Genomic DNA, 20,638 nt, shown 5'->3' on the forward strand with positions numbered 1-20,638 from the left:
TTTTGAGAGAGGACCTGGCGATGTGTGGTGGCGGTCAGTGCCTAATAGTGTCTCGACCGGTGTGTAAGACCAGAGATATGGAGAGTTACTAGGGTAGCCGAAGAAGAGATAAACGAAGTGTAGATAACAGCTATAATCTGTACGTAGTTGTAAGACCAGAGATATGAGAGGTACTGGGTGGTTTTGGGAAAAGATAATCATTTCATGGTAGACCAGTACCTTTTGGATCGTTAATGATGATAGATTTTTATAAAAGGAGAGGTGAGGAGGATGGCGCAGAATAAGTATCGCGTTACATTCATTTCGCCGAGTGAGGTTGAGCAGCGGACTGTAATGACGGCGAGTAGTTTGCCAGATTTAATTCGTAAAGTAGAGGGTATTATTGCTGATCCGAATGGTTATTTTGTAAATGATAAAAAAAATAATTGCTATTTTAAAGTGATGAAAGAAAATGTTACGTTTATTCAATATGAGTTACTATTTTCAGATAAAGAGATTCATATTGAAAAATTAAAACATATAGCACCGGCAGTATTAAAACGTTTATTTGCAAAAATAAATGATCCGGAACTATATGCACTTGCGCTACTGGATGTTGATATAGCAACGAAAGAATATGTGCTAGAAGTAATGAATACCGAGTTAAGAATAAGAGTCGAAGCAAAGCTTTCAAAAAAATGGGAAGCGATGCCGACAGAAATTGTAGGAGCACAAGAAGTGTTACTAGAGGCCCTTGCTTCGTTTATAAAAGATTAATCGCTTGTTTAAATAAAGAAATGAATCGTTCGACTATCTATATTTTTTATATAGGTAGTTGACTTTTTCGTTTTAATAAAGCTTAATAATTAGATATACGGAAATAATGAAAGGGGAGCGACACCTTTATGTCACAAGCACAAAGTATTTTATTAGAAAGCGGAACAAATGAATTAGAGATTGTTACATATACTGTTGGTGAAAACCTATTTAGTATTAATGTAATGAAAGTACGTGAAATCATTAATCCATTCCCTGTTACAACTGTGCCAGAATCTCATCATGCAGTTGAAGGTGTTGTTCAAGTACGCGGTGAAATTTTACCAGTTATTAACTTAGCGACAGCTCTTAATTTAAAATCGACAAAGCCACTTGATCAAACGAAATTTATCATTTCAGAATTAAACCAAATGAAAGTTATTTTCCGCGTGGATGAAGTGCATCGTATTCAACGTATTTCTTGGGAGCAAATTGATGAACCAGCTTCATTATCTATGGGATTAGAAGAAACGACATCTGGTATTGTAAAACTAGATGGAAAAATCATCTTACTATTAGATTACGAGAAAATTGTATGTGAAATTAGCGGTACTGGTTATGATAATAAATCACTTTCAAAATTAGAACAAAAAACAGATCGCGGTGAAAAAATTATTTATATTGCGGAAGATTCAGCAATGCTTCGTCAAATATTAGAAGAAACATTATCATCAGCTGGATATACGAAAATGAACTTCTTTAGCAATGGTGCAGAAGCGTTAGCGCAAATTGAAAAGCTAGCGAAAGAGCAAGGAGAAAAAATGTTTGAACATATTCACATGTTAATTACGGATATTGAAATGCCGAAAATGGATGGACACCATTTAACGAAAGTAATTAAAGATAGTGAAATCATGAATCGTTTACCAGTCGTTATTTTCTCTTCCTTAATTACAAATGAATTATTCCATAAAGGCGAAGCGGTAGGGGCAAATGCACAAGTAAGTAAGCCAGATATTCAAGAGTTAATCGGTTTAGTAGATAAGTTAGTGCTTTAAAAGCTTTTTTAGCTGGAATAGAGGAACTAGCCATGTGTGGAGCGATCAGTGCTTAATAGAGCCCCATGCGATGTGAGATTTCAATTGAAGGTTTGTAGATTCTATTTATAAATCTAGTCTTTTAGTGGGAGAAGGGAACTAACCATGTGTAGTATTGGTTAGTTCCTTTTTAGTGTTTTATACTCTGTATAGGTGGAAAGATGGAACATTGTTGGAGTATTTGTGGTTGTATGAATAAACAATCTTTATTTAAAGATTTTTGATTTGAAAATATAAAAATATATTCTTGGATTATTTTAGTAATTTTTCGTGATAACGCAAATTTTTTCGGTGAAATTACATTCTAAATACCATATAATATAATTAAAAGTGATTCATATGCAATTATGCATATGAATGAAAAAATCTTTTTCTATTTCTATACTTTCTATACATTTTTGTATGTTTATTATTTGACAGACAATTTTGAAATGTTATAATATGGATATGAAAAAATTTCTATTTTCTAAAAAGACATGGGAGTCAGATGAGAATTGTGAAAGGATGAGGGGGAGTGGCACAGATTATGTATCACCACACAGCAATTAATGTATTAAGTCTCTTACAAAACATGTCAAATAATAAAATGAACGATATGCAACTAGAAGCGGAATTTAAAAAAATAGAAAAACAATTCCAAGTAAAGTATGAAGAACTAGTTGATTTATATAATAGAATGGTATTATTTCAAATAGATATAGAAAAACATGGCGGAATACGAGCATATGAAAAATCAACGATCACATGGCTCAAGTCTGAACTAGAGTTACTGTATGAAGTGTATCAATTTTGCCAACGTCACGGTTTAAACATTATTAATATTTCAAAGTATGTTAGTAAAAACGAACTAAATCTTTTCCCGAAAACAGAAAGTCAGTTACAAAATACGTATTACAAATTAAAAAAACGTGAAATACCGTTTGAAAATATTGAAAAACAAAAACCTGGACGAAAACGAAAATATACACCTGTAAAAGAAACAATCGTTGAAATGAAAAAAGAAAACAATCAAGTATTAAAAGAGGAAATCCAGCATAAAGAGAGTGAAAAAAGCCTCGTAACAGTTATATCTGGTATCGTTGATAACTTTGAGACAATTAGTCAACATAGTGAAAGAAAAGAAGATGAACTGCATCAGTTTATGGAAGGGATTTATAAGCTTTCTAACATGGCTGCAGGGCATTTCAAAGAAGAGTCGAATAGAAGTAGTCTGGAGAGTGAATTGCGAGCGCTACGATCGGAAAATGAACGATTAAAACGAGAAAAAGAAGAACTTCTGCAAGATGTGAAAGATATGACGCAACATTTAACTAATTTCATTAAAAGTTCCGATGTCAATCAAATTCGTAAATTACCAACCTTCGTACAAGAATGCAAAATAGAATTAAATAAGCTAGGTTTATATAACGCACAAGACGGAAAAATGAAAATAAGGATCGACCGTAGAGGACAAGTTATGACGGTAGCACCATAGAAGTATTGGGTACAAAATAAAAGGGAAGTACATAGTGTATATGTATTTCCCTTTTGCTTTTGTATGGAATCGTTTCAAAGAGTGGAATGACAATTATGATTGCAGCAATTTAGAAACCATTTGCGGAATTTGATTAGCTTGTGAAACCATACTAAGTGCAACTTCAGTTAACAATTTAAACTTTAAAAAATCACTCATCTCTTGCGCCATATCCGCATCCTCAATTCGAGAAGCAGCATCTGTTAACGCTGTACTTTGACTATTTAAATTTTCGATATTAAATTGCAGTCGGTTAATCATAGCCCCGAGGTCAGCACGGTGAAGTGATACATTTTGTAAAGCTTCTTCAATTTTACGAATCGCCGCTCTTGCTTCTTGTTCTGTTGAAATGTTGATGTCATGTTGTGTAGGAGAAGGGGGAATATGTTTCGTTACATTTACTGTATGACCAATATCATCTAACGTAACAGTCCGATTTTGACCGTCGAAAACGGATAAATCATTAAACTCAGTTGTCTCATCAATATAGCCAATTTGTTCTGTTAAAGATTGAAACTCTTTATTTAGTGAATCACGGTTTTTACTGGAATTTGTACCATTTGCAGATTGAACAGCTAAATCACGCATACGCTGTAAAACATTCGTCACAGTTTGAAGGGCAGCTTCCGCTGTACGCAACATCAATATAGCATCCTCATTATTTCGAATCGCCACGCGCATACCACTCGCTCTCGCATGCATACGAGTCACAATCGCAATATTAGCTGGATTATCAGAAGCGTTATTTAACTTCTTACCAGTCGCCAAATGCTCCATTGCAACATTCATACGTTTTTCATTCTCATACAACGACTGCCTAGCATTCATACTTAAAACATTCGTACCAATACGCATAATAGACACTCCTTATAGATTGATATAGTCGGTATCTCTTAATCTAATAAACAGCTATGAACAGAAAAAGAGACTTATGCTTATTTTCTAGTTGTGTTTTAACATGAGAGGGGATAAAGATAGGCACTGACCGCTTCTACGCCACGCGGATGCTCTCTCCCATCAAAAAAAGGAAGGTTTTACAACAAATAAACCTCTCCGCAAGCAGAGAGGTTTATTCATGAAACTAACTCAAATGGATTATTGTAATAGTTTAGAAACCATTTGTGGAGTTTGGTTTGCTTGAGAAAGCATGCTGATACCAGCTTCGTTCAAGATTTTGAACTTAGTCATTTCAGACATTTCTTTCGCCATGTCAGCGTCTTCGATTTGAGAAGCAGAAGATGCCATAGCTGATTGTTGGCTTTTTAGGTTATTTACGTTAAAGTCTAGACGGTTTAATGTAGCACCTAGAGTTGCACGGCTATCAGCAATAGATTTAATTGCTGCATCAATCGTTTTAATGGCATCTAAAGGATTAGCAGCTGAATCGTCAGAGCTAGTAGCAACTTCAATGTTACCAACGACACCTGTAAAGGCCTTTTCAATTTTTTTAGCAGCAGCTTGTAAATCAGCAGCAGGTTTTTTATCAGTTACTGCTGTATTATAATCAGTAAAAGCTTGTTTAACAGTTTTTACATCTTCAGCACTCATTGAATCTTTAATTTTATCAAAAGCTTCTTGAGCGTTTTTAACTAAACTTGCATGATTACCTTCTGTTGCATTTTTTGTGTCATTGATGGCAACAGACGCAGTATCAAGGGCTTCTTGTGTAATTTTAGCAATTTTAATATTTGATGAAATTGATGTGAAAGCCTTTCCGATATTGTTAGCGGTAGCTACATCTTTTGTTTCATCGTAAGCTTTAAAAGCTTCATCCATTTTTTTTGCGTCAGCAGCGCTTAGAGAATCTTTAATAGAATTAAAAGCTTCTTTAGCAGCTTTTACATCATTTGCATGGTTAGTAGTAGTCTTTCCTACTGCATCCATTGCAGTACTAACTGCATCAAAGTTAGCTCTAGAAACTCTATCAGAACCAATGCTTAATTTATCAATTCCTAGTGCTTTTCCAGAAACATCACTTAACTTGATGGCGATTTGTCGAGTGCTATCGGCAGAGTCGAGAGTTTGAATATCAATTGACGTATTAGAACCGTCAAGTAAATTTTTATCGTTAAATTGTGTATTACTTGCAATATAATCGATTTGTTTTTGTAACTCACTAAATTCTTTTTGAAGAGCAACTTGGTTTTTATCAGTGTTCGTACCGTTCGCAGATTGGTTGGCGATATCACGCATACGAAGTAAGATATTAGAAACAGAATTCATTGCTGAATCAGCAGTACGAACTAATGCCATACCGTTTTGTGTGTTATCAGCAGCAACTCCTAAACCACTTTCACGTGAACGCATACGAGTTGCGATTGCAAGACCTGCTGCATCGTCAGAAGCGTTGTTGATACGTTTACCGCTTGATAAACGGTCCATAGCGTTGCTCATTTTAGCTTGGTTTTGGCGCATGTACTCTTGTGTACGCATGCTATTAATGTTTGTATTAATTCTCATGTTAAGAACCCCCATTTTTTTATATTGAGTTTTCTGCAAATTGAAAAACGGTAATATGCAAAAAAAACAATTTCGAATTTATTGTAAGCCTTGCTATAATGGGTGTCAACTGAAAATTTGAATTAATAAATATAAAAAAATAACAGTTTAACAATTTAGTCGTTTTTTTATTACAATATAATTGCAAAGGATTATTGCAAACTTTACGAAAAAACTCTAATATTAGATTATCTTTGTTTACCGAAAAGGTGATATTATGGTAGTTGGAAATATAGTAAAAGAAGTACTTGCATATAAAAAAGGACAGTTTCAGCAAAAGTTAAGTAGTCCGGAGGCTTTCGTTAGTAGTCGCTTTCAAGAAAAGTTGCAGAGCGAACCTATGAAGGAGACGAAGGCTACTACGCAGCCGGCTAAAGTAGAAGATATGAGTCAGCCGGTACAATCTACGAAAATAGAAGCGGTTGTGAATAAACCGGAAGCATCTATTCATAAAGTAGAGGAAGTAAGTAAGCCGGAAGAAAAGCCTGAAACGAAGAAAGTTGATGACGTGCAAGTCGCGCAAAAAGAGTTTGAACGACGTTTCCCGGAAACGAAAAATGAGGCAGTTGATACGTGGGGATTAACGAAGAAGTATAATATTCAAAAAATACGTTCTTCAAATGAAGGGAAGTATGAGGATATTATAGATAGAGTAAGTCGTACATACGGAATTCCGAAAACGTTAATTCAAAAAATGATTGAAGTAGAGTCTAATTTTAATCCGAAAACGGTGTCGCATGCAGGGGCGATGGGCCTTATGCAGCTTATGCCGGCGAATGTGAAAGAGATGGGTATAAAAAATCCATTTTCACCAGCTGAAAGTATTGAAGGCGGTGTGAAAGAGTTAAGCGGTTATTTAAAGAAAAATAACGGTGACTTAGTATTGGCGCTTGCTTCTTATAATGCTGGTCCTGGTAATGTGAGAAAGTACGGAGGGGTGCCTCCATTTAAAGAAACGCAAGGATATATTAAAAAAATATTAAATATCGACGTTTCAAAATAAGAGATTTCATTATATAGAGAGAACATGAAATTTTCGTGAACATGATATGGGAGTTGGCTAGATTTGAAATTACAAGATGATATTCCGTTAACAATTTATTTTGAAATCGGAAATACGAAAAAGAAAATTGAAGATCTGCTTCATATTACGAAAGGTACATTGTATCGTCTTGAAAATTCAACGAAAAATACGGTGCGTCTTATGCTTGAGAATGAAGAGATTGGAACCGGGAAGATTTTGACGAAGAATGGAAAAATGTACGTTGAAATCGTTGAATTGAAAAGGTAGGGAAGGGGATTTTCATGAGTGGCGATAAATTAAGCCAAGAGCAAATTGATGCCCTGCTGAAGGCGGTAAATGAAGGCGAGGAAATGCCAGCTTTCGCACAAGAAGCAGGGAAGCAAGATAAATTTCAAGAGTATGATTTTAATAGACCAGAGAAGTTCGGTGTTGAACATTTACGTAGTTTGCAAGCGATTGCTTCTACGTTTGGTAAACAGACGTCACAGACGTTATCTGCGCGTATGCGTATTCCGATTGACTTAGAGCCTTCGACAGTGGAGCAAGTTCCATTTACGAGTGAGTATGTGGAGAAAATGCCGAAAGATTACTATTTATATTGCGTCATTGATCTCGGACTTCCAGAGCTTGGAGAAATTGTTATTGAGATTGATTTAGCATTTGTTATTTACATTCATGAGTGCTGGCTTGGCGGAGATAGTAAGCGTAATTTTACGATGCGTAGACCACTGACGGCATTCGAGTTTTTAACGCTTGATAATATTTTTGCGCTTCTATGCAAAAATTTAGAGCAATCGTTTGAAAGTGTTGTAGCGATTAAACCGACATTTGTAACGACAGAGACAGATCCAAATGCACTTAAGATTACGACAGCGAGTGATATTATTTCATTAATGAACGTAAATATGAAAACAGATTTTTGGAATACGACAGTTCGTATCGGTATTCCGTTCTTATCTGTTGAAGAAATTATGGATAAGTTAACGTCTGAAAATATTGTTGAACATTCTTCAGATAAACGTAAAAAGTATACGTCTGAAGTGGAAGTGAAAGTAAATCAAGTGTACAAACCTGTTCACGTTGCAATTGGTGAGCAGAAGATGACAATGGGTGAGATTGAGCAAATTGAAGAAGGCGATATTATTCCGCTTCATACAAAGGTTTCAGACCAGTTGCGTGGTTATGTAGATGGAAAGCATAAATTTAATTGTTTTATTGGAAAAGACGGAACGCGTAAGGCGCTCCTATTTAAAAGTTTTGTAGAGTAGGAGGATCCATATGAAACATGAAGTATCTCCTGTGTCATTAATGGGGTTAGAAGAATTTGCAGGAAAGCGAAATGAAGCAAGTAAAGCACATATTGATACTGTTTCAGATATTTCGATTGAACTTGGTGTAAAGCTTGGGAAAACATCTATTACGCTCGGTGATGTGAAACAGTTAAAAGTGGGCGATGTTCTGGAAGTAGAGAAAAACTTAGGACATAAAGTAGATGTATATTTAAGTAATATGAAAGTCGGCATTGGGGAAGCGATCGTAATGGACGAGAAGTTCGGTATTATCATTTCTGAAATTGAAGCTGACAAGAAGCAAGCTGCGCTTATGAAAGCGCAAAGTCAAATGCAAGATAAAGAGTAGAGGAGGAGTCATATGTCGTATATGACGACCTTATTTCAAGTCGTTTTACTGTTTGGTGCGCTCGGCTACGGTGCATATTATATGACGAAAAAGACGCGCAAGCAGCAGTTTTTTAAACAAGGTGAAAATGGCCATATTCAAGTGAAGGACGGTGTTTATTTAAATCATCAAACGAGCGCCTTTTTATTTGAAGTGGATGGTAAGCAAGTGTTCACTGTTATTAGTAATAACGGTGTTCAATCTGTGCAATTAACAGGAACAGGAAATCAGTTTCAACAAGCGCTAGAAGACGCGGTGAAGAGTGAAACGAAAAAAGTAGAGGATCCATCATGAGAATAAAGAAACAGTTATCGTTATTAGCCGTTATTTTCGTATTTTCTATCGTTTTTTCAATTATTTTTGTAAATCCAGCGTATGCAGCCCAAAACGGTTTTATTAATTTCGAAAATGGAAAAGAGTTTACGAGTAACTCAAGTGTACAGTTATTTGCGCTCGTTACCCTTTTATCATTATCTTCATCTATCGTTCTATTATTTACACATTTTACTTATTTTATGATCGTTCTTGGGATTACACGTCAAGGACTCGGGGTAATGAATTTACCGCCGAACCAAGTGCTCGTTGGGCTTGCCTTGTTTTTATCACTCTTTACGATGCAGCCTGTTCTTGGGCAGCTAAAGAGCGATGTGTGGGATCCGATGACAAAAGAGAAAATAACAGTAAGTCAAGCTGCGGAAACGACAGCGCCGATTATGAAAGAGTATATGTCAAAGCATACGTATAAGCATGATTTAAAAATGATGCTGAAAGTACGCGGAGAAGAGTTGCCGAAAGATTTAAAAGATCTTTCACTATTTACGCTTGTCCCATCCTTTACGTTAACGCAAATCCAAAAGGGATTATTAACGGGGATGTTCATTTATTTAGCGTTTGTATTTATAGATTTGATTATTAGTACACTGTTAATGTACCTCGGAATGATGATGGTACCGCCGATGATTTTAAGTTTACCATTTAAAATACTCGTTTTCGTATATTTAGGTGGATATACAAAAATCGTCGACATTATGTTTAAAACGGTCGCCTGAAGCGTTTGATGCTATGTGATAGGAGTCATATAAATGAATACGTCACCAATTATAGATATTTTTCAAACCTTTTTTTATAAAGGGGTTATGATTTTAATGCCGGTTGCCGGCGTTAGTATGATTGTCGTTATTATCATCGCTGTTATTATGGCAATGATGCAAATTCAAGAGCAAACGCTGACGTTTTTACCGAAAATGGCGAGTATTGTACTCGTTATTATCATTTTAGGTCCGTGGATGTTTCAAGAATTAACGACGCTTATTTTAGATTTATTTGATAAAATTCCATCGCTATTGCGTTCGTACTAAGATAGGGGAACTGAAATGAATATGGAATTATGGGCGGCGACGTTTTTTGCGTTTTGCCGCATTACTTCATTTTTATATTTTTTACCGTTTTTCTCAGGGCGATCCATTCCAGCTATGGCGAAGGTTACATTTGGACTTGCTCTTTCCATTACTGTTGCCGATCAAGTGGATGTCTCTCACATAAAGACAACTTGGGACGTTGCAGCTTATGCTGGTACGCAAATTGTAATTGGATTATCACTTTCAAAAATTGTAGAAATACTGTGGAACATTCCAAAAATGGCCGGGCATATTTTAGACTTTGATATCGGTTTATCACAAGCAAGTTTGTTTGATGTAAATGCAGGCTCACAGTCTACTTTACTATCAACCATTTTTGATATATTTTTTCTTATTATTTTTATTTCACTTGGCGGCATTAATTATTTCGTTGCCACGATTTTAAAGTCGTTTCAATATACAGAGGCGATTTCAAAATTGCTGACGACTAGTTTTTTAGATAGTCTACTCGCAACGTTATTATTTGCGATCACATCAGCGGTTGAAATTGCTCTTCCGCTCATGGGAAGTTTGTTCATCATTAACTTTGTTTTAATTTTAATCGCAAAAAACGCTCCGCAATTAAACGTTTTTATGAATGCGTACGTTATTAAAATTACGTGTGGTATTTTGTTTATTGCAATGAGTGTACCGATGCTCGGTTATGTGTTTAAAAATATGACGGATGTATTGCTTGAGGAATATACGAAACTATTTAACTTTTTCTTAACGAAGTAGGGGGACGCGCATGGCAAAGGATAATAAAACAGAAAAGGCCACCCCGCAGAAGCGTAAAAAATCGCGTGAAGAAGGGAATATTGCCCGGAGTAAAGATTTAAATAATTTATTTTCCATTCTTGTATTAGCAGTTGTCGTTTACTTTTTTGGAGATTGGCTAGGGTTTGAGATTGCCAATTCCGTATCGGTGCTGTTTGATCAAATTGGAAAAAATACAGATTCGACCGAGTACTTTTATTTAATGGGGATTTTACTATTAAAAGTATCAGCTCCCATATTAATACTCGTATACGCTTTTCATTTATTCAATTATATGATTCAAGTCGGTTTCTTATTTTCTTCTAAAGTTATTAAGCCGAAAGCGTCACGTATTAACCCAAAAAACTATTTTACGAGATTGTTTAGTCGTAAAAGTTTAGTAGATATTTTGAAATCACTATTTTATATGGGATTAATCGGTTATGTTGCTTACGTTCTTTTTAAAAAGAATTTAGAGACAATCGTTAGTATGATTGGATTTAACTGGACAGCGTCACTTACTGAAATTATTAGGCAAATTAAATTTATCTTTTTAGCTATTTTAATTATATTAATCGTTCTTTCTATTATTGATTTTATTTATCAAAAATGGGAGTACGAACAAGATATTAAGATGAAAAAAGAAGAAGTAAAACAAGAGCATAAAGATAATGAAGGGGACCCGCAAGTAAAGGGGAAACGAAAAAACTTTATGCATGCCATATTGCAAGGAACAATTGCGAAGAAGATGGATGGCGCAACGTTTATTGTAAACAATCCGACTCATATTTCGGTCGTACTCAGGTACAATAAACACGTTGATGCAGCACCAATTGTCGTTGCAAAAGGGGAAGATGAACTCGCATTATATATACGAACGCTTGCCCGTGAACAAGAAATACCAATGGTGGAAAACCGTCCGCTTGCTCGTTCTTTATATTATCAAGTCGAGGAAGATATGGCGATTCCAGAAGATTTATACGTAGCTGTAATTGAAGTTATGCGCTATTTAATTCAAACGAATGAACTTGAAGTATAATAGCGCGTTTGGAGGAGATCTCTTTGTTTAAGATAGATTCTGCAAGAACCTATTTTTCTATCTTTTTAGCAGCGTCATTCGTAGTGGCGCTCTTAATTCCACTTCCACCATTTATACTTGATATCATTATCGTTTTTCTACTAAGTATGTCAGTGCTTATTTATATGCGAGCGACAAGTATTAACGAGTGGGATGAATTAAAGTCATTTCCGACGATGTTGTTATTAATCGGGATTTTCCGCGTATCGATTAACGTATCGACGACGCGAGCGATTTTGACAAACGGAAATGCCGGTCATGTTATTGAAGAGTTCGGTCAATTCGTAATTGGCGGGAACTTATTAATTGGTATCGTTATTTTTACAGTATTAATCATATTCCAGTTTATCGTTGCAAACGGTGCATCTCGTACAGCTGAAGTTGCAGCTCGTTTTACACTTGATTCTTTACCAGGGAAACAAATGTCAATCGATGCTGATTTAAACCAGCGTATTATTTCAGAAAAAGATGCACAAGCAAAACGAAAAAAATTAAATATGGAAACAGAGTTTTACGGAGCGATGGATGGTGCCGGAAAGTTCATTAAAGGGGACGTTATTTTCGGGATCGTCATTTTATTCGTAAACATTATTTTCGGTTTAATTGTCGGCATGATGCAGCAAGGAATGAGCTTTGGTGAAGCTGCTCTTCATTACACACAGTTAACTGTCGGCGACGGAATTGTAAACCAAATTGGTTCGCTAATGCTTGCGATTTCAACCGGTATTATCGTAACGCGTGTATTTGACGGTTCACCAGATACGGTAACGGAAGGAATCTTTAAAGAGTTATTAGCGCATGAAGTCGTTGTATATGCGCTTGGCGGTTTATTTATCGCAATGGGTATTTTTACTCCGCTGCCGTTTCTACCATTTGCGCTCGTTGGAGGAACAATTATCTTCTTAGGAATTCGAAATAAAAACCGAATGAAGAAAGAAAAAGAAGATGAACTTCAAAAAGAATTAGAAATGATTCAAGGCGAAGATGAGCAACTGCAACAAGTGGAAGATTCATTCGGCGTATTTACAGATAAATATCCAATTATTGTAGAACTCGGTTTAGATTTAGCAGCACTTGTAAAGCAGAAAATTAACGGGGAAACAGCTCGTGATAAAGTTGTTCTTATGAGGAAGTCAATTATTACCGACCTTGGTATTAACGTTCCTGGAATTAATTTTAAAGATAATACGAGTTTTAGACCACGCGGACGTTACATTATTCGCATTAAAGGTGCGAAGGCAGCTGAAGGTGTTTTGAAATCAGGTTACTTATTAGCACTGAAAACACCGAATGTAATGGCCGATTTAGATGCAGAACCGGCGAAAGATCCGATTTTTGGCGAGGATGGATATTGGATTTTAGAGCATATGGTACAAGATGCACAAATGAAAGGCTATCAAGTATTAGAGCCACTTAGCATATTAATTACGCATTTAGATGTTGTCGTTAGACGTAATCTTCATGAGTTAATTCAGCGTCAACATGTAAAAGACTTAATTAATTCGCTTGAAAATGATAACGGCGTTTTATTAGAAGAGATTAAGAAGAAAGAAATTGACTTATCACTCGTTCAAAATGTGATTAAACAACTACTAAAAGAAGGTATTTCTATTCGTGATTTACCAACCATTATTGAAGGTATTATTGACGGAAAAGAAATTTATCAAAATCATGTTGACGGTGTAACATCATTCGTCCGTGAATGTATTTCAAAAGTTATTTGTGAAAATGCGAAAAATCCTGACGGTAAAATATATGCGGCGCTCTTCTCAGATACAATTGAGTTAGACGCAGACGTTGTGAACAATTCTTATCAAGGTTATTTATTAAACTGGGATTTAGATTTAGAAACGCGAGTCGTTGAGCAAGTACAACGCGTATTGAAACAAGCGAGGTTAATGGGAAGAGAACCAGTATTATTAACGCGTAGAAAAGATTTCAGATTTGCGATTGTAAGACTTCTTGAGCGCTACCAAGTAGAAGCGCAAGTACTTTGTATTAGCGAATTAGCACCAGAAATTGTTGTAGATCAAATTGCCTATATTGAATAGTAGGGGGTGAAGTAATGGAAAGTACAGAAAAGAAAGAAGCGTTAATGCGAATAAAAGCAGCTTCGAAAAATGAATTGTATCGAAAGTTATTTGACCAATATGGTACAGATTATTATTACGTTGTCGATGAAAGTGTAAAACGAAATATCCCGTTTTTTTGGAAAAAGAATTATGAAATGTTAGTTGCTTTTCCAGAGGATAAACAGGAAGAAGTGAACGAAGGTACAGCTGAATTTCATGAACAATTAATGGATGTTGTGAATGATCCTTCAGAACAAATTGTGAAGGCGAACGGAATTCAATCGGTACTGCACAATTTAGAAAACGTGACGACTCCTATGTCGTACGCGGCAATGCAAACAGGAAATAGTGAAGAATGGGCAAGAAAGAAAGAGAAACTATTAAAGCTGTTTGAAAAAGGTATCGTCGTTGTGAAACAGACGGAAGAAACGAAAAAGCAAAAAGCTGTGAAAAAAGTCGTTCCTGTCAAGAAAGAAGAAGTGGTTGTAAAAAAAGAAAAGCAAGAATCTGTACCATTTATTATTCAAAAAGTAATTCGCATGCTAGAGCAAAACGATGTAGAACAATATTTCATTCATGCATATGCTGAAAAGCTAAAAGTGAAGTTTGAGAATGCAACGATGATTACAGAAGAAGAAGTAATCGAATATATATTGGAAGATATGAGATCTCATTTCAACACAGAAAACGTATTTGAAAAAGAAGTACAAACAATTGCATTAATCGGTCCAACTGGTGTTGGAAAAACGACGACACTTGCGAAAATGGCATGGCAATTTCACGGTATGAAAAAAACGGTTGGTTTTATTACGACAGACCATTCTCGCATTGGGACAGTGCAGCAACTGCAAGATTACGTAAAGACAATTGGATTTGAAGTAATCGCTGTACGTGATGAAGCTGCAATGACAAGAGCGCTTACGTATTTTAAAGAAGAAGCGCGCGTCGATTATATTTTAATTGATACAGCGGGGAAAAATTATCGTGCGTCAGAAACTGTGGAAGAAATGATTGAAACGATGGGACAAGTAGAGCCAGATTATATTTGTTTAACGTTATCAGCTTCGATGAAAAGTAAAGACATGATCGAAATCATTACGAACTTTAAAGATATTCATATTGATGGTATCGTGTTTACGAAATTTGATGAAACAGCAAGTAGTGGTGAATTGTTGAAAATTCCAGCAGTATCATCAGCTCCCATTGTATTAATGACAGACGGACAAGACGTAAAGAAAAACATACATATCGCTACAGCGGAACATTTAGCGAAACAAATGTTGCAAACATCATAGAAAAGAGGTGAAGGATAAGGCAACTGCCTTATTCAAACGAGTATGAACGGTCTTTATATAGGTTCTATGGGTATGATGAATTACATGCAGCGCATTAATGTTCATTCGAATAACGTTGCAAATGCCCAAACGACAGGATTTAAAGCAGAAAATATGACTTCTAAAGTATTTGATGTACAAGATACATATCGCCGCGGTGACGGAGCTGTAACAAATATCGGTTCGGTCGATTACGCTGTAGTACCAGCCGCAACGCATGTGAATTTAGTACAAGGAAATATACAAATGACAAATAGTGCTACAGATTTCTTTTTAGATGACGGTGCAAACGGTACAACATCATTTTTCGTTACATCTAAAAACGATGAAACGTTTTTAACGAGAGATGGTAGTTTTACAATAAATAGTGATCGTTACTTGCAAACATCATCTGGTGCTTTTGTTATGGGAGAGAATAATGAACGTATTCGTATTCCTGAAGGAGCAAAGGTAGCTGTACAAGCAGATGGTACATTATATGATGAAGTAACACAAAATAATATTGCTCGCCTGCAAACAAAAACAGTAGATGCAGAAGCGAATTCTCGTCTAATGCAAAGAGAGAACAAAAGCTTTACATTAGCAGAAGAAGGAAACATTGCTGATTTACCGAACGGAACAGGCTTAGTAAAAAATCATATGCTAGAAAATTCAAATGTAGATATGACGAAAGAGATGGCAGATCTTATGACGGATCAAAGAATGATTTCAGCATCACAACGCGTTATGACTTCATTTGATAAAATTTATGAAAAAGAAGCGAATGAAATATTGAGATAGGGACTTCCGTTAGCGGAAGTCTTTTTTATTTTTCATTTAAATTTCAGAATTCTCAATTGACTTTGCAGGTCTGTTTTTTTATATTAGTAGGTATACTAATAACTACTAATGTGCATACATTGTTTTGAAATGAGAGTTATATAGATTGTGAGGGGTACTGATGGATGAAATTATAAAGGAATTACAAAAGTTAGGATTTTCCCAGTATGAATGTAAAGCGTATATTGGATTGCTAAAACATTCTCCAGTAACAGGTTATGAAGTGAGTAAACAAACAGGAGTACCTCGTTCTATGATTTACGAGGTACTCGGAAAGTTAATGGATAAAGGAGCAGTACATATTGTACCTTCTGAACCAGTTAAATATGTACCAGTACCAGCTACCGAATTAATGAATCGAATGCGAAAAGATTTTGAAACGTCCTTTGAATTTTTAGATGAGAAATTAAATGGTTTAGAACAAGAGCGACAAATAGATGTAATTTCGCATATTCGCTCAAATAATCGTGTTTTAAAAGAAATTTGCAATATAATTAATAGAGCGAAGGAAGAGTTATGGATTTCTGTATGGGAAGATCAAGTGCATGAAATTGAGCCATACATTCATCAAAAAGAAGAGGAAGGCGTACATATATTTTCAATCTTATTTGGCGCGCCAGAAACCAAAATAGGCGCGACGTTTCACCATAATTATATGACTCCCCACGTTGTTGAAAAGAGAATGGGTGGTCATTTAACTGTTATTGCTCGTGATGGAGAGGAAGTATTAATTGCGAACTTCTCAAATGATAGCACTTCGTGGGCTGTTACAACGTATGACCCAGCACTAGTTCTCGTTGCTACAGAGTATGTGCGCCACGATATTATGGTTGAAGAAATCACGAAGGAATTTGGAGCTGATAAGTTAGATACGTTGTGGCGTGAAAATATAGATTTAGTTCATGTCGTAACAGGAAAACGAACTCTGGAAGGAATGGAGGATGATAAGGATGAGTAAAGCTGAGGCACATGTAGCTTTGCAGAGCGATGATACATTTCAGCAAGGAGTAAAAGATTGTTTACCAACTGTATTTGGTTATTTAAGCATCGGTATAGCAGCTGGTGTAATTGCAAAAACAGCAGGTTTCTCCATTATTGAAATTGCGTTTATGTCCACTTTAATTTATGCAGGTTCTGCTCAGTTTATATTAGCTGGTATGTATGCAGCTGGTGCACCTGCTTCCGCAATTATTTTTACCGTATTTTTTGTTAATTTGCGCCATCTTCTTATGAGTGCTGCACTTGCGCCGTACTTTACGAAACTGCCTCTATTTAAAAACTTACTAATCGGTTCGCAAATTACAGATGAAACGTTCGGCGTTGCAGTACAGCATGCAGCGCAAAAAGGATATTTAGGCGAAAGATGGATGATTGGGCTAAATGTAACGGCTTATTTAAACTGGATTCTTGCTACTATTATCGGCGGGCTATTTGGTGAATGGATACCAGATCCGCATACGTACGGTATGGATTATGCATTACCAGCGATGTTTATCGGATTATTTGTACTTCAGCTCATAAGTAGTAAACCGAAACTGGCAATTCATCTTACTGTTGCAATTGTAGCGATTATAATTGCGTACGTTTCACACTTATTTATGCCAGATAGTATAGCGGTTATTATCGCAACATTACTAGCTGCGACGATTGGAGTGGTGATTGAAAAATGGAAATGAGATTAGACGTATTATTACTTTTATTAGCAGCAGGAGCTGTCACACTCGTGCCACGTATTTTACCTCTACTCGTATTTAGCAAACTACAAATTCCAGACTGGGGTTTAAAATGGTTAAATTACATACCAATCGCGATATTAGCAGCACTTTTAGCGCAAGTTTTATTTATGCATGACACGATGCAGTGGGATTACTTGATTGCAGCAATTCCAACATTTCTTGTAGCGATATATACTCGTAGTTTATTAGGTACAGTATTAACTGGTGTGATTGTGATTATTTTGTTACGTTTCTTTTTCTAAAAAGGATTACGCTCATATAATAGCGAAAAGTGTAATAACATGAAAAATATAGGGGTGGTGTTATGATACTTTTAACGATAGGAGCAATTTTGTTAACGTTGTTTATTTTCTTTATTATCGGCTTTATTACGTTTATGATGTTTGTTGATAAGGCGACACCTCAAATATATTATACACCTTGTGAATCAGTGACAGTGAAAGCTAAAGGTAAACATAAAAGGAAGAAAAGTTGAATGCTGGCTTTTCTTCCTTTTATTTTATCTGATTTTTCTGTATAATTTAAGTTAGTTATCCAACTAACTTAAAAGGGGGGCATAGAAATGGCAAAACCGAATGTTGTTAATAAAGAGAAGTTACTACAAGCAGCAAAAGAAATTATTGCAGAGCATGGGATGGAAAAGTTGACATTAAAAGCAGTTGCAGAGAGTGCTCAAGTTACTCAAGGTACCGTATATTATCATTTTAAAACGAAAGATCAATTATTACTTGAAGTAACTGAATCGTTTTGTAAAGCGTCGTGGGAACAAATAGGAAAGGATGTACAGTTAGAAAAGGCTTTGCAGTCTGCCGAAAATAGATGTGTGAAAGATTCAATGTATCATCATTTGTTTTTTCAATTAGTAGCTAGTGGATTACAAAATGATGCGATGAAAGATAAAATTGGTGGATTGTTACATTATGAAAACCAACAATTAACAAGAGTGTTAAATAAAAGTATAGGAGGTACAATGACATCTCAAATTTCAACTGAAACATGGAGCGTTTTATGTAATGCATTAATTGATGGATTGGCATTGCAAGCCTTATTCAATCCATCTTTTTCTAGCGACAAAGTATATGGTGATTTGCACCTGTTATTGGAAAAGCTCATAGAACTACAAAAGGGAGGTAATGGTAGTGAATAATAAACTTTGGCTCACTATTTTATTTTCTATCGGCGTTTGGTTTTTTGCCTCAGCATTCTTCATTATTTTCGGTTCTTCTGTTTTATTAGAATACACTTCAAATAGATTTTTTCTACAATTGATGTTTCTTGAATTAGGAACAGCGATAGCTTTATACTTTGTAATGTGGTTATACAAAAGACTAGATACTACAAAATATGCAGTTATTAAGTTAGGTATATGCGGTACGGCAATCGGTTTAATTTTAGATACTTACATTTTATATAATTCTTCTAATCTATTCTCACAATTCTCCTCACAGCAAATTATATCATTTACCATTTGGATGGTTATTGCATATGCTTTATATTTAATAATTCCATGTATAATACAATATAAAAAGATCGAGAGATGTTCCAAAGATAGCTGAGTAACTATTTTTGGAACATCCATTTTTGTCCGCCGTTCGTAAATACGTGTGTTTGTACTAATTTTAAAGACCAAATTATATAGACCGGTTGTTCGTTTCATAAATATATCTTAAAAAGGAATTCAATTTAATATTAAATTTGTGTATAAATGCTCTATACACAAGGGTAAAACCCTTTGATATACCGTATCCTAAAATTACACCCATACAATTAAATATTACATCGTTTATATCGACATATCGAAAAGTGAATCCGGCATAAAGCGCTGATAAAAGTTGTAAAGTTTCTAATAAGACTCCTAATACTATTCCTAATAAAACAACCTGTTTGAAATTCGTCTTTTTTATATAAGGAAAACCAAAGCCAAAAGGAATTGTTAGTAGTATATTAAGTATTGATGTTGTTATAGCAAAATGGTCCGTGTTAAATGGTATAAAATTAGCATCTCTCCATACATTTTGTCCAATTTCTTTTTTCATATGTTCATCTATAATAATTGGGAATTGGGTATAATTAAATACTACACAAAGATACAAATAAAATATTGAAAAAAATAGTAAGTACATGCTTCTCTTTTTTAGGTGTAACTTAAAAAAGAGAAGTAAAAATAACAACATAATAAACGCTCCAATAAGAATAAAACCATCAAAGTCAATTAGCATGTGTAAAACCCTCATATTTTTATATTTAAACTATGATGTCTAATAATAGACATCATAGTTTAGTGGTGATATTTTAATTAGATATTTTCCCAGTCCCTCGTATATTTTGTCCATCGTCATTTGTTTTCCAAATGAATAAGTAGTATTCATTTGAATTTTTATCAACATTATATGCACCAGAGAAAGATTTATTTATGCCACCATTAACAGTTCCATAACTAGGATCCGAACCCCATGCAGATCTATATAGAGTATAATTTACATCGTAAGGCCCCACAGCTCCTCCATCAGTAGAATATACATATGCACTCCCATTGATATATACACTACCTTTAGAAAGTGTGTGAAATTGTTTGTTTTTACTACCATCTACCACTCGATGATCCATTTTAAAACTGTAACTACTAGATGCTGCTAATGTTGGTATAGCGAAACATGTTAGTAAGGTTAAAGCAGTGATAATAGAAAAAAATTTGTTTTCATATGTTTCTCCCTTGTTAATTTATTATTGAGAGGCCTTCTCAATAAAGAGGATAATCTATTTAATTGAACACGTAAATAATAAAGTATAAAGATTAATAATTTTTTACATTAGTTTTACGATTATTAAGAAAATGCCATATAGTTTCAATTTGTTTAAAAGAAGAGAGCTTAATTGTTAAAAATAATTAGAAAATTAATT

Annotated in this window: 25 protein-coding genes; 21 read left to right on the top strand and 4 right to left on the bottom strand. The window is 35.0% G+C overall.

What is annotated here, in order from left to right; all coding sequences use genetic code 11:
* Window positions 1-270 precede the first annotated feature (270 nt).
* The 3 genes from ACTFR9_RS01020 to ACTFR9_RS01030 all read left to right on the top strand — a co-directional run bounded on the left by ACTFR9_RS01020 (window position 271) and on the right by ACTFR9_RS01030 (window position 3,306).
* Window positions 271-756, top strand: a complete 486-nt coding sequence (locus ACTFR9_RS01020) for a hypothetical protein (protein ID WP_000068331.1) — start codon at window positions 271-273, stop codon at window positions 754-756.
* A 128-nt stretch (window positions 757-884) separates the two neighbouring features.
* Complete coding sequence (locus ACTFR9_RS01025) at window positions 885-1,793, top strand: chemotaxis protein (RefSeq protein WP_000075952.1); 909 nt, start codon at window positions 885-887, stop codon at window positions 1,791-1,793.
* Between the two features lie 565 nt (window positions 1,794-2,358).
* Window positions 2,359-3,306: a DNA-binding domain-containing protein gene (locus tag ACTFR9_RS01030; protein WP_229136577.1), complete on the top strand. Its 948-nt coding sequence runs from the start codon at window positions 2,359-2,361 to the stop codon at window positions 3,304-3,306.
* Window positions 3,307-3,399: 93 nt separating this feature from the next.
* On the opposite strand, the gene ACTFR9_RS01035 is transcribed toward ACTFR9_RS01030, so the two are convergent.
* Window positions 3,400-4,200, bottom strand: coding sequence for a flagellin N-terminal helical domain-containing protein (locus ACTFR9_RS01035; RefSeq protein WP_229136557.1), 801 nt, complete (start codon window positions 4,198-4,200; stop codon window positions 3,400-3,402).
* Window positions 4,201-4,440: 240 nt separating this feature from the next.
* Window positions 4,441-5,805 carry a flagellin N-terminal helical domain-containing protein gene (locus tag ACTFR9_RS01040; protein WP_229136559.1) on the bottom strand — a complete coding sequence of 455 codons (1,365 nt, stop codon included), beginning with the start codon at window positions 5,803-5,805 and terminating at the stop codon, window positions 4,441-4,443.
* A 256-nt stretch (window positions 5,806-6,061) separates the two neighbouring features.
* On the opposite strand from ACTFR9_RS01040, the gene ACTFR9_RS01045 reads away from it, so the two are divergent.
* From ACTFR9_RS01045 to ACTFR9_RS01130, 18 genes are all read left to right on the top strand, one after another.
* The gene (locus ACTFR9_RS01045; protein WP_046197323.1) at window positions 6,062-6,847 is read left to right on the top strand and encodes a lytic transglycosylase domain-containing protein; all 786 of its coding nucleotides are present in this window, start codon (window positions 6,062-6,064) and stop codon (window positions 6,845-6,847) included.
* A 63-nt stretch (window positions 6,848-6,910) separates the two neighbouring features.
* Complete coding sequence (locus ACTFR9_RS01050) at window positions 6,911-7,135, top strand: flagellar motor switch protein FliN (protein WP_000775712.1); 225 nt, start codon at window positions 6,911-6,913, stop codon at window positions 7,133-7,135.
* Window positions 7,136-7,149: 14 nt separating this feature from the next.
* The gene (gene fliM / locus ACTFR9_RS01055) at window positions 7,150-8,136 is read left to right on the top strand and encodes a flagellar motor switch protein FliM (protein ID WP_000012190.1); all 987 of its coding nucleotides are present in this window, start codon (window positions 7,150-7,152) and stop codon (window positions 8,134-8,136) included.
* A gap of 10 nt (window positions 8,137-8,146) precedes the next feature.
* Entirely contained in the window at window positions 8,147-8,506 is a 360-nt protein-coding gene (gene fliN / locus ACTFR9_RS01060) for a flagellar motor switch protein FliN (RefSeq protein ID WP_000680025.1), read from the top strand.
* Between the two features lie 12 nt (window positions 8,507-8,518).
* Window positions 8,519-8,839 (top strand): hypothetical protein, encoded by a 321-nt coding sequence (locus tag ACTFR9_RS01065; RefSeq protein ID WP_000121176.1) that lies wholly within the window; start codon window positions 8,519-8,521, stop codon window positions 8,837-8,839.
* A complete protein-coding gene (locus ACTFR9_RS01070) occupies window positions 8,836-9,594 on the top strand; it encodes a flagellar type III secretion system pore protein FliP (RefSeq protein WP_001220586.1) in 759 nt (252 codons plus the stop codon). Before ACTFR9_RS01065 ends, ACTFR9_RS01070 begins: the two co-directional genes overlap by 4 nt.
* Before the next feature lie 33 nt (window positions 9,595-9,627).
* A complete protein-coding gene (locus ACTFR9_RS01075; protein ID WP_001098085.1) occupies window positions 9,628-9,903 on the top strand; it encodes a flagellar biosynthetic protein FliQ in 276 nt (91 codons plus the stop codon).
* Window positions 9,904-9,918: 15 nt separating this feature from the next.
* Complete coding sequence (locus tag ACTFR9_RS01080) at window positions 9,919-10,680, top strand: flagellar biosynthetic protein FliR (RefSeq protein WP_229136561.1); 762 nt, start codon at window positions 9,919-9,921, stop codon at window positions 10,678-10,680.
* Window positions 10,681-10,690: 10 nt separating this feature from the next.
* The gene (flhB, locus tag ACTFR9_RS01085) at window positions 10,691-11,737 is read left to right on the top strand and encodes a flagellar type III secretion system protein FlhB (protein ID WP_001030102.1); all 1,047 of its coding nucleotides are present in this window, start codon (window positions 10,691-10,693) and stop codon (window positions 11,735-11,737) included.
* Between the two features lie 23 nt (window positions 11,738-11,760).
* Entirely contained in the window at window positions 11,761-13,827 is a 2,067-nt protein-coding gene (gene flhA / locus ACTFR9_RS01090; RefSeq protein ID WP_000472546.1) for a flagellar biosynthesis protein FlhA, read from the top strand.
* Between the two features lie 14 nt (window positions 13,828-13,841).
* On the top strand, window positions 13,842-15,143 hold the full coding sequence (gene flhF, locus ACTFR9_RS01095) for a flagellar biosynthesis protein FlhF (protein ID WP_076856452.1): 1,302 nt from the start codon (window positions 13,842-13,844) through the stop codon (window positions 15,141-15,143).
* A 42-nt stretch (window positions 15,144-15,185) separates the two neighbouring features.
* A complete protein-coding gene (locus ACTFR9_RS01100) occupies window positions 15,186-15,962 on the top strand; it encodes a flagellar basal-body rod protein FlgG (RefSeq protein ID WP_103141656.1) in 777 nt (258 codons plus the stop codon).
* A gap of 160 nt (window positions 15,963-16,122) precedes the next feature.
* Complete coding sequence (locus ACTFR9_RS01105) at window positions 16,123-16,959, top strand: TrmB family transcriptional regulator (protein ID WP_048557468.1); 837 nt, start codon at window positions 16,123-16,125, stop codon at window positions 16,957-16,959.
* Complete coding sequence (locus tag ACTFR9_RS01110; RefSeq protein WP_000029966.1) at window positions 16,952-17,677, top strand: AzlC family ABC transporter permease; 726 nt, start codon at window positions 16,952-16,954, stop codon at window positions 17,675-17,677. The genes ACTFR9_RS01105 and ACTFR9_RS01110 overlap by 8 nt, the downstream gene beginning before the upstream one ends.
* A complete protein-coding gene (locus ACTFR9_RS01115) occupies window positions 17,668-17,979 on the top strand; it encodes an AzlD domain-containing protein (RefSeq protein ID WP_000425940.1) in 312 nt (103 codons plus the stop codon). The genes ACTFR9_RS01110 and ACTFR9_RS01115 overlap by 10 nt, the downstream gene beginning before the upstream one ends.
* Window positions 17,980-18,041: 62 nt before the next feature.
* Entirely contained in the window at window positions 18,042-18,212 is a 171-nt protein-coding gene (locus ACTFR9_RS01120; protein ID WP_000602230.1) for a DUF3951 domain-containing protein, read from the top strand.
* Window positions 18,213-18,299: 87 nt separating this feature from the next.
* Window positions 18,300-18,884 carry a TetR/AcrR family transcriptional regulator gene (locus ACTFR9_RS01125; RefSeq protein WP_229136564.1) on the top strand — a complete coding sequence of 195 codons (585 nt, stop codon included), beginning with the start codon at window positions 18,300-18,302 and terminating at the stop codon, window positions 18,882-18,884.
* Window positions 18,877-19,293 carry a DUF5367 family protein gene (locus ACTFR9_RS01130; RefSeq protein WP_168391649.1) on the top strand — a complete coding sequence of 139 codons (417 nt, stop codon included), beginning with the start codon at window positions 18,877-18,879 and terminating at the stop codon, window positions 19,291-19,293. The genes ACTFR9_RS01125 and ACTFR9_RS01130 overlap by 8 nt, the downstream gene beginning before the upstream one ends.
* Before the next feature lie 75 nt (window positions 19,294-19,368).
* Here the strand turns inward: ACTFR9_RS01130 and ACTFR9_RS01135 are convergent, their stop codons facing one another.
* Window positions 19,369-19,956 carry a VanZ family protein gene (locus tag ACTFR9_RS01135; RefSeq protein WP_229136565.1) on the bottom strand — a complete coding sequence of 196 codons (588 nt, stop codon included), beginning with the start codon at window positions 19,954-19,956 and terminating at the stop codon, window positions 19,369-19,371.
* Window positions 19,957-20,029: 73 nt separating this feature from the next.
* Entirely contained in the window at window positions 20,030-20,458 is a 429-nt protein-coding gene (locus ACTFR9_RS01140) for a hypothetical protein (protein ID WP_324255182.1), read from the bottom strand.
* Window positions 20,459-20,638 lie beyond the last annotated feature (180 nt).

Origin of the sequence: Bacillus cereus group sp. MYBK222-1, assembly GCF_051916425.1 — a bacterium.
Lineage (GTDB): Bacteria > Bacillota > Bacilli > Bacillales > Bacillaceae_G > Bacillus_A > Bacillus_A paranthracis.

What these genes read in the sequence shown, in the direction of transcription:
- ACTFR9_RS01020 (WP_000068331.1), top strand. Translation starts at nt 271, where the DNA reads ATGGCGCAGAATAAGTATCGCGTTACATTCATTTCGCCGAGTGAGGTT.
- ACTFR9_RS01025 (WP_000075952.1), top strand. Translation starts at nt 885, where the DNA reads ATGTCACAAGCACAAAGTATTTTATTAGAAAGCGGAACAAATGAATTA.
- ACTFR9_RS01030 (WP_229136577.1), top strand. Translation starts at nt 2,359, where the DNA reads ATGTATCACCACACAGCAATTAATGTATTAAGTCTCTTACAAAACATG.
- ACTFR9_RS01035 (WP_229136557.1), bottom strand. Translation starts at nt 4,200, where the DNA reads ATGCGTATTGGTACGAATGTTTTAAGTATGAATGCTAGGCAGTCGTTG.
- ACTFR9_RS01040 (WP_229136559.1), bottom strand. Translation starts at nt 5,805, where the DNA reads ATGAGAATTAATACAAACATTAATAGCATGCGTACACAAGAGTACATG.
- ACTFR9_RS01045 (WP_046197323.1), top strand. Translation starts at nt 6,062, where the DNA reads ATGGTAGTTGGAAATATAGTAAAAGAAGTACTTGCATATAAAAAAGGA.
- fliM (WP_000012190.1), top strand. Translation starts at nt 7,150, where the DNA reads ATGAGTGGCGATAAATTAAGCCAAGAGCAAATTGATGCCCTGCTGAAG.
- fliN (WP_000680025.1), top strand. Translation starts at nt 8,147, where the DNA reads ATGAAACATGAAGTATCTCCTGTGTCATTAATGGGGTTAGAAGAATTT.
- ACTFR9_RS01065 (WP_000121176.1), top strand. Translation starts at nt 8,519, where the DNA reads ATGTCGTATATGACGACCTTATTTCAAGTCGTTTTACTGTTTGGTGCG.
- ACTFR9_RS01070 (WP_001220586.1), top strand. Translation starts at nt 8,836, where the DNA reads ATGAGAATAAAGAAACAGTTATCGTTATTAGCCGTTATTTTCGTATTT.
- ACTFR9_RS01075 (WP_001098085.1), top strand. Translation starts at nt 9,628, where the DNA reads ATGAATACGTCACCAATTATAGATATTTTTCAAACCTTTTTTTATAAA.
- ACTFR9_RS01080 (WP_229136561.1), top strand. Translation starts at nt 9,919, where the DNA reads ATGAATATGGAATTATGGGCGGCGACGTTTTTTGCGTTTTGCCGCATT.
- flhB (WP_001030102.1), top strand. Translation starts at nt 10,691, where the DNA reads ATGGCAAAGGATAATAAAACAGAAAAGGCCACCCCGCAGAAGCGTAAA.
- flhF (WP_076856452.1), top strand. Translation starts at nt 13,842, where the DNA reads ATGGAAAGTACAGAAAAGAAAGAAGCGTTAATGCGAATAAAAGCAGCT.
- ACTFR9_RS01100 (WP_103141656.1), top strand. Translation starts at nt 15,186, where the DNA reads ATGAACGGTCTTTATATAGGTTCTATGGGTATGATGAATTACATGCAG.
- ACTFR9_RS01105 (WP_048557468.1), top strand. Translation starts at nt 16,123, where the DNA reads ATGGATGAAATTATAAAGGAATTACAAAAGTTAGGATTTTCCCAGTAT.
- ACTFR9_RS01110 (WP_000029966.1), top strand. Translation starts at nt 16,952, where the DNA reads ATGAGTAAAGCTGAGGCACATGTAGCTTTGCAGAGCGATGATACATTT.
- ACTFR9_RS01115 (WP_000425940.1), top strand. Translation starts at nt 17,668, where the DNA reads ATGGAAATGAGATTAGACGTATTATTACTTTTATTAGCAGCAGGAGCT.
- ACTFR9_RS01120 (WP_000602230.1), top strand. Translation starts at nt 18,042, where the DNA reads ATGATACTTTTAACGATAGGAGCAATTTTGTTAACGTTGTTTATTTTC.
- ACTFR9_RS01125 (WP_229136564.1), top strand. Translation starts at nt 18,300, where the DNA reads ATGGCAAAACCGAATGTTGTTAATAAAGAGAAGTTACTACAAGCAGCA.
- ACTFR9_RS01135 (WP_229136565.1), bottom strand. Translation starts at nt 19,956, where the DNA reads ATGCTAATTGACTTTGATGGTTTTATTCTTATTGGAGCGTTTATTATG.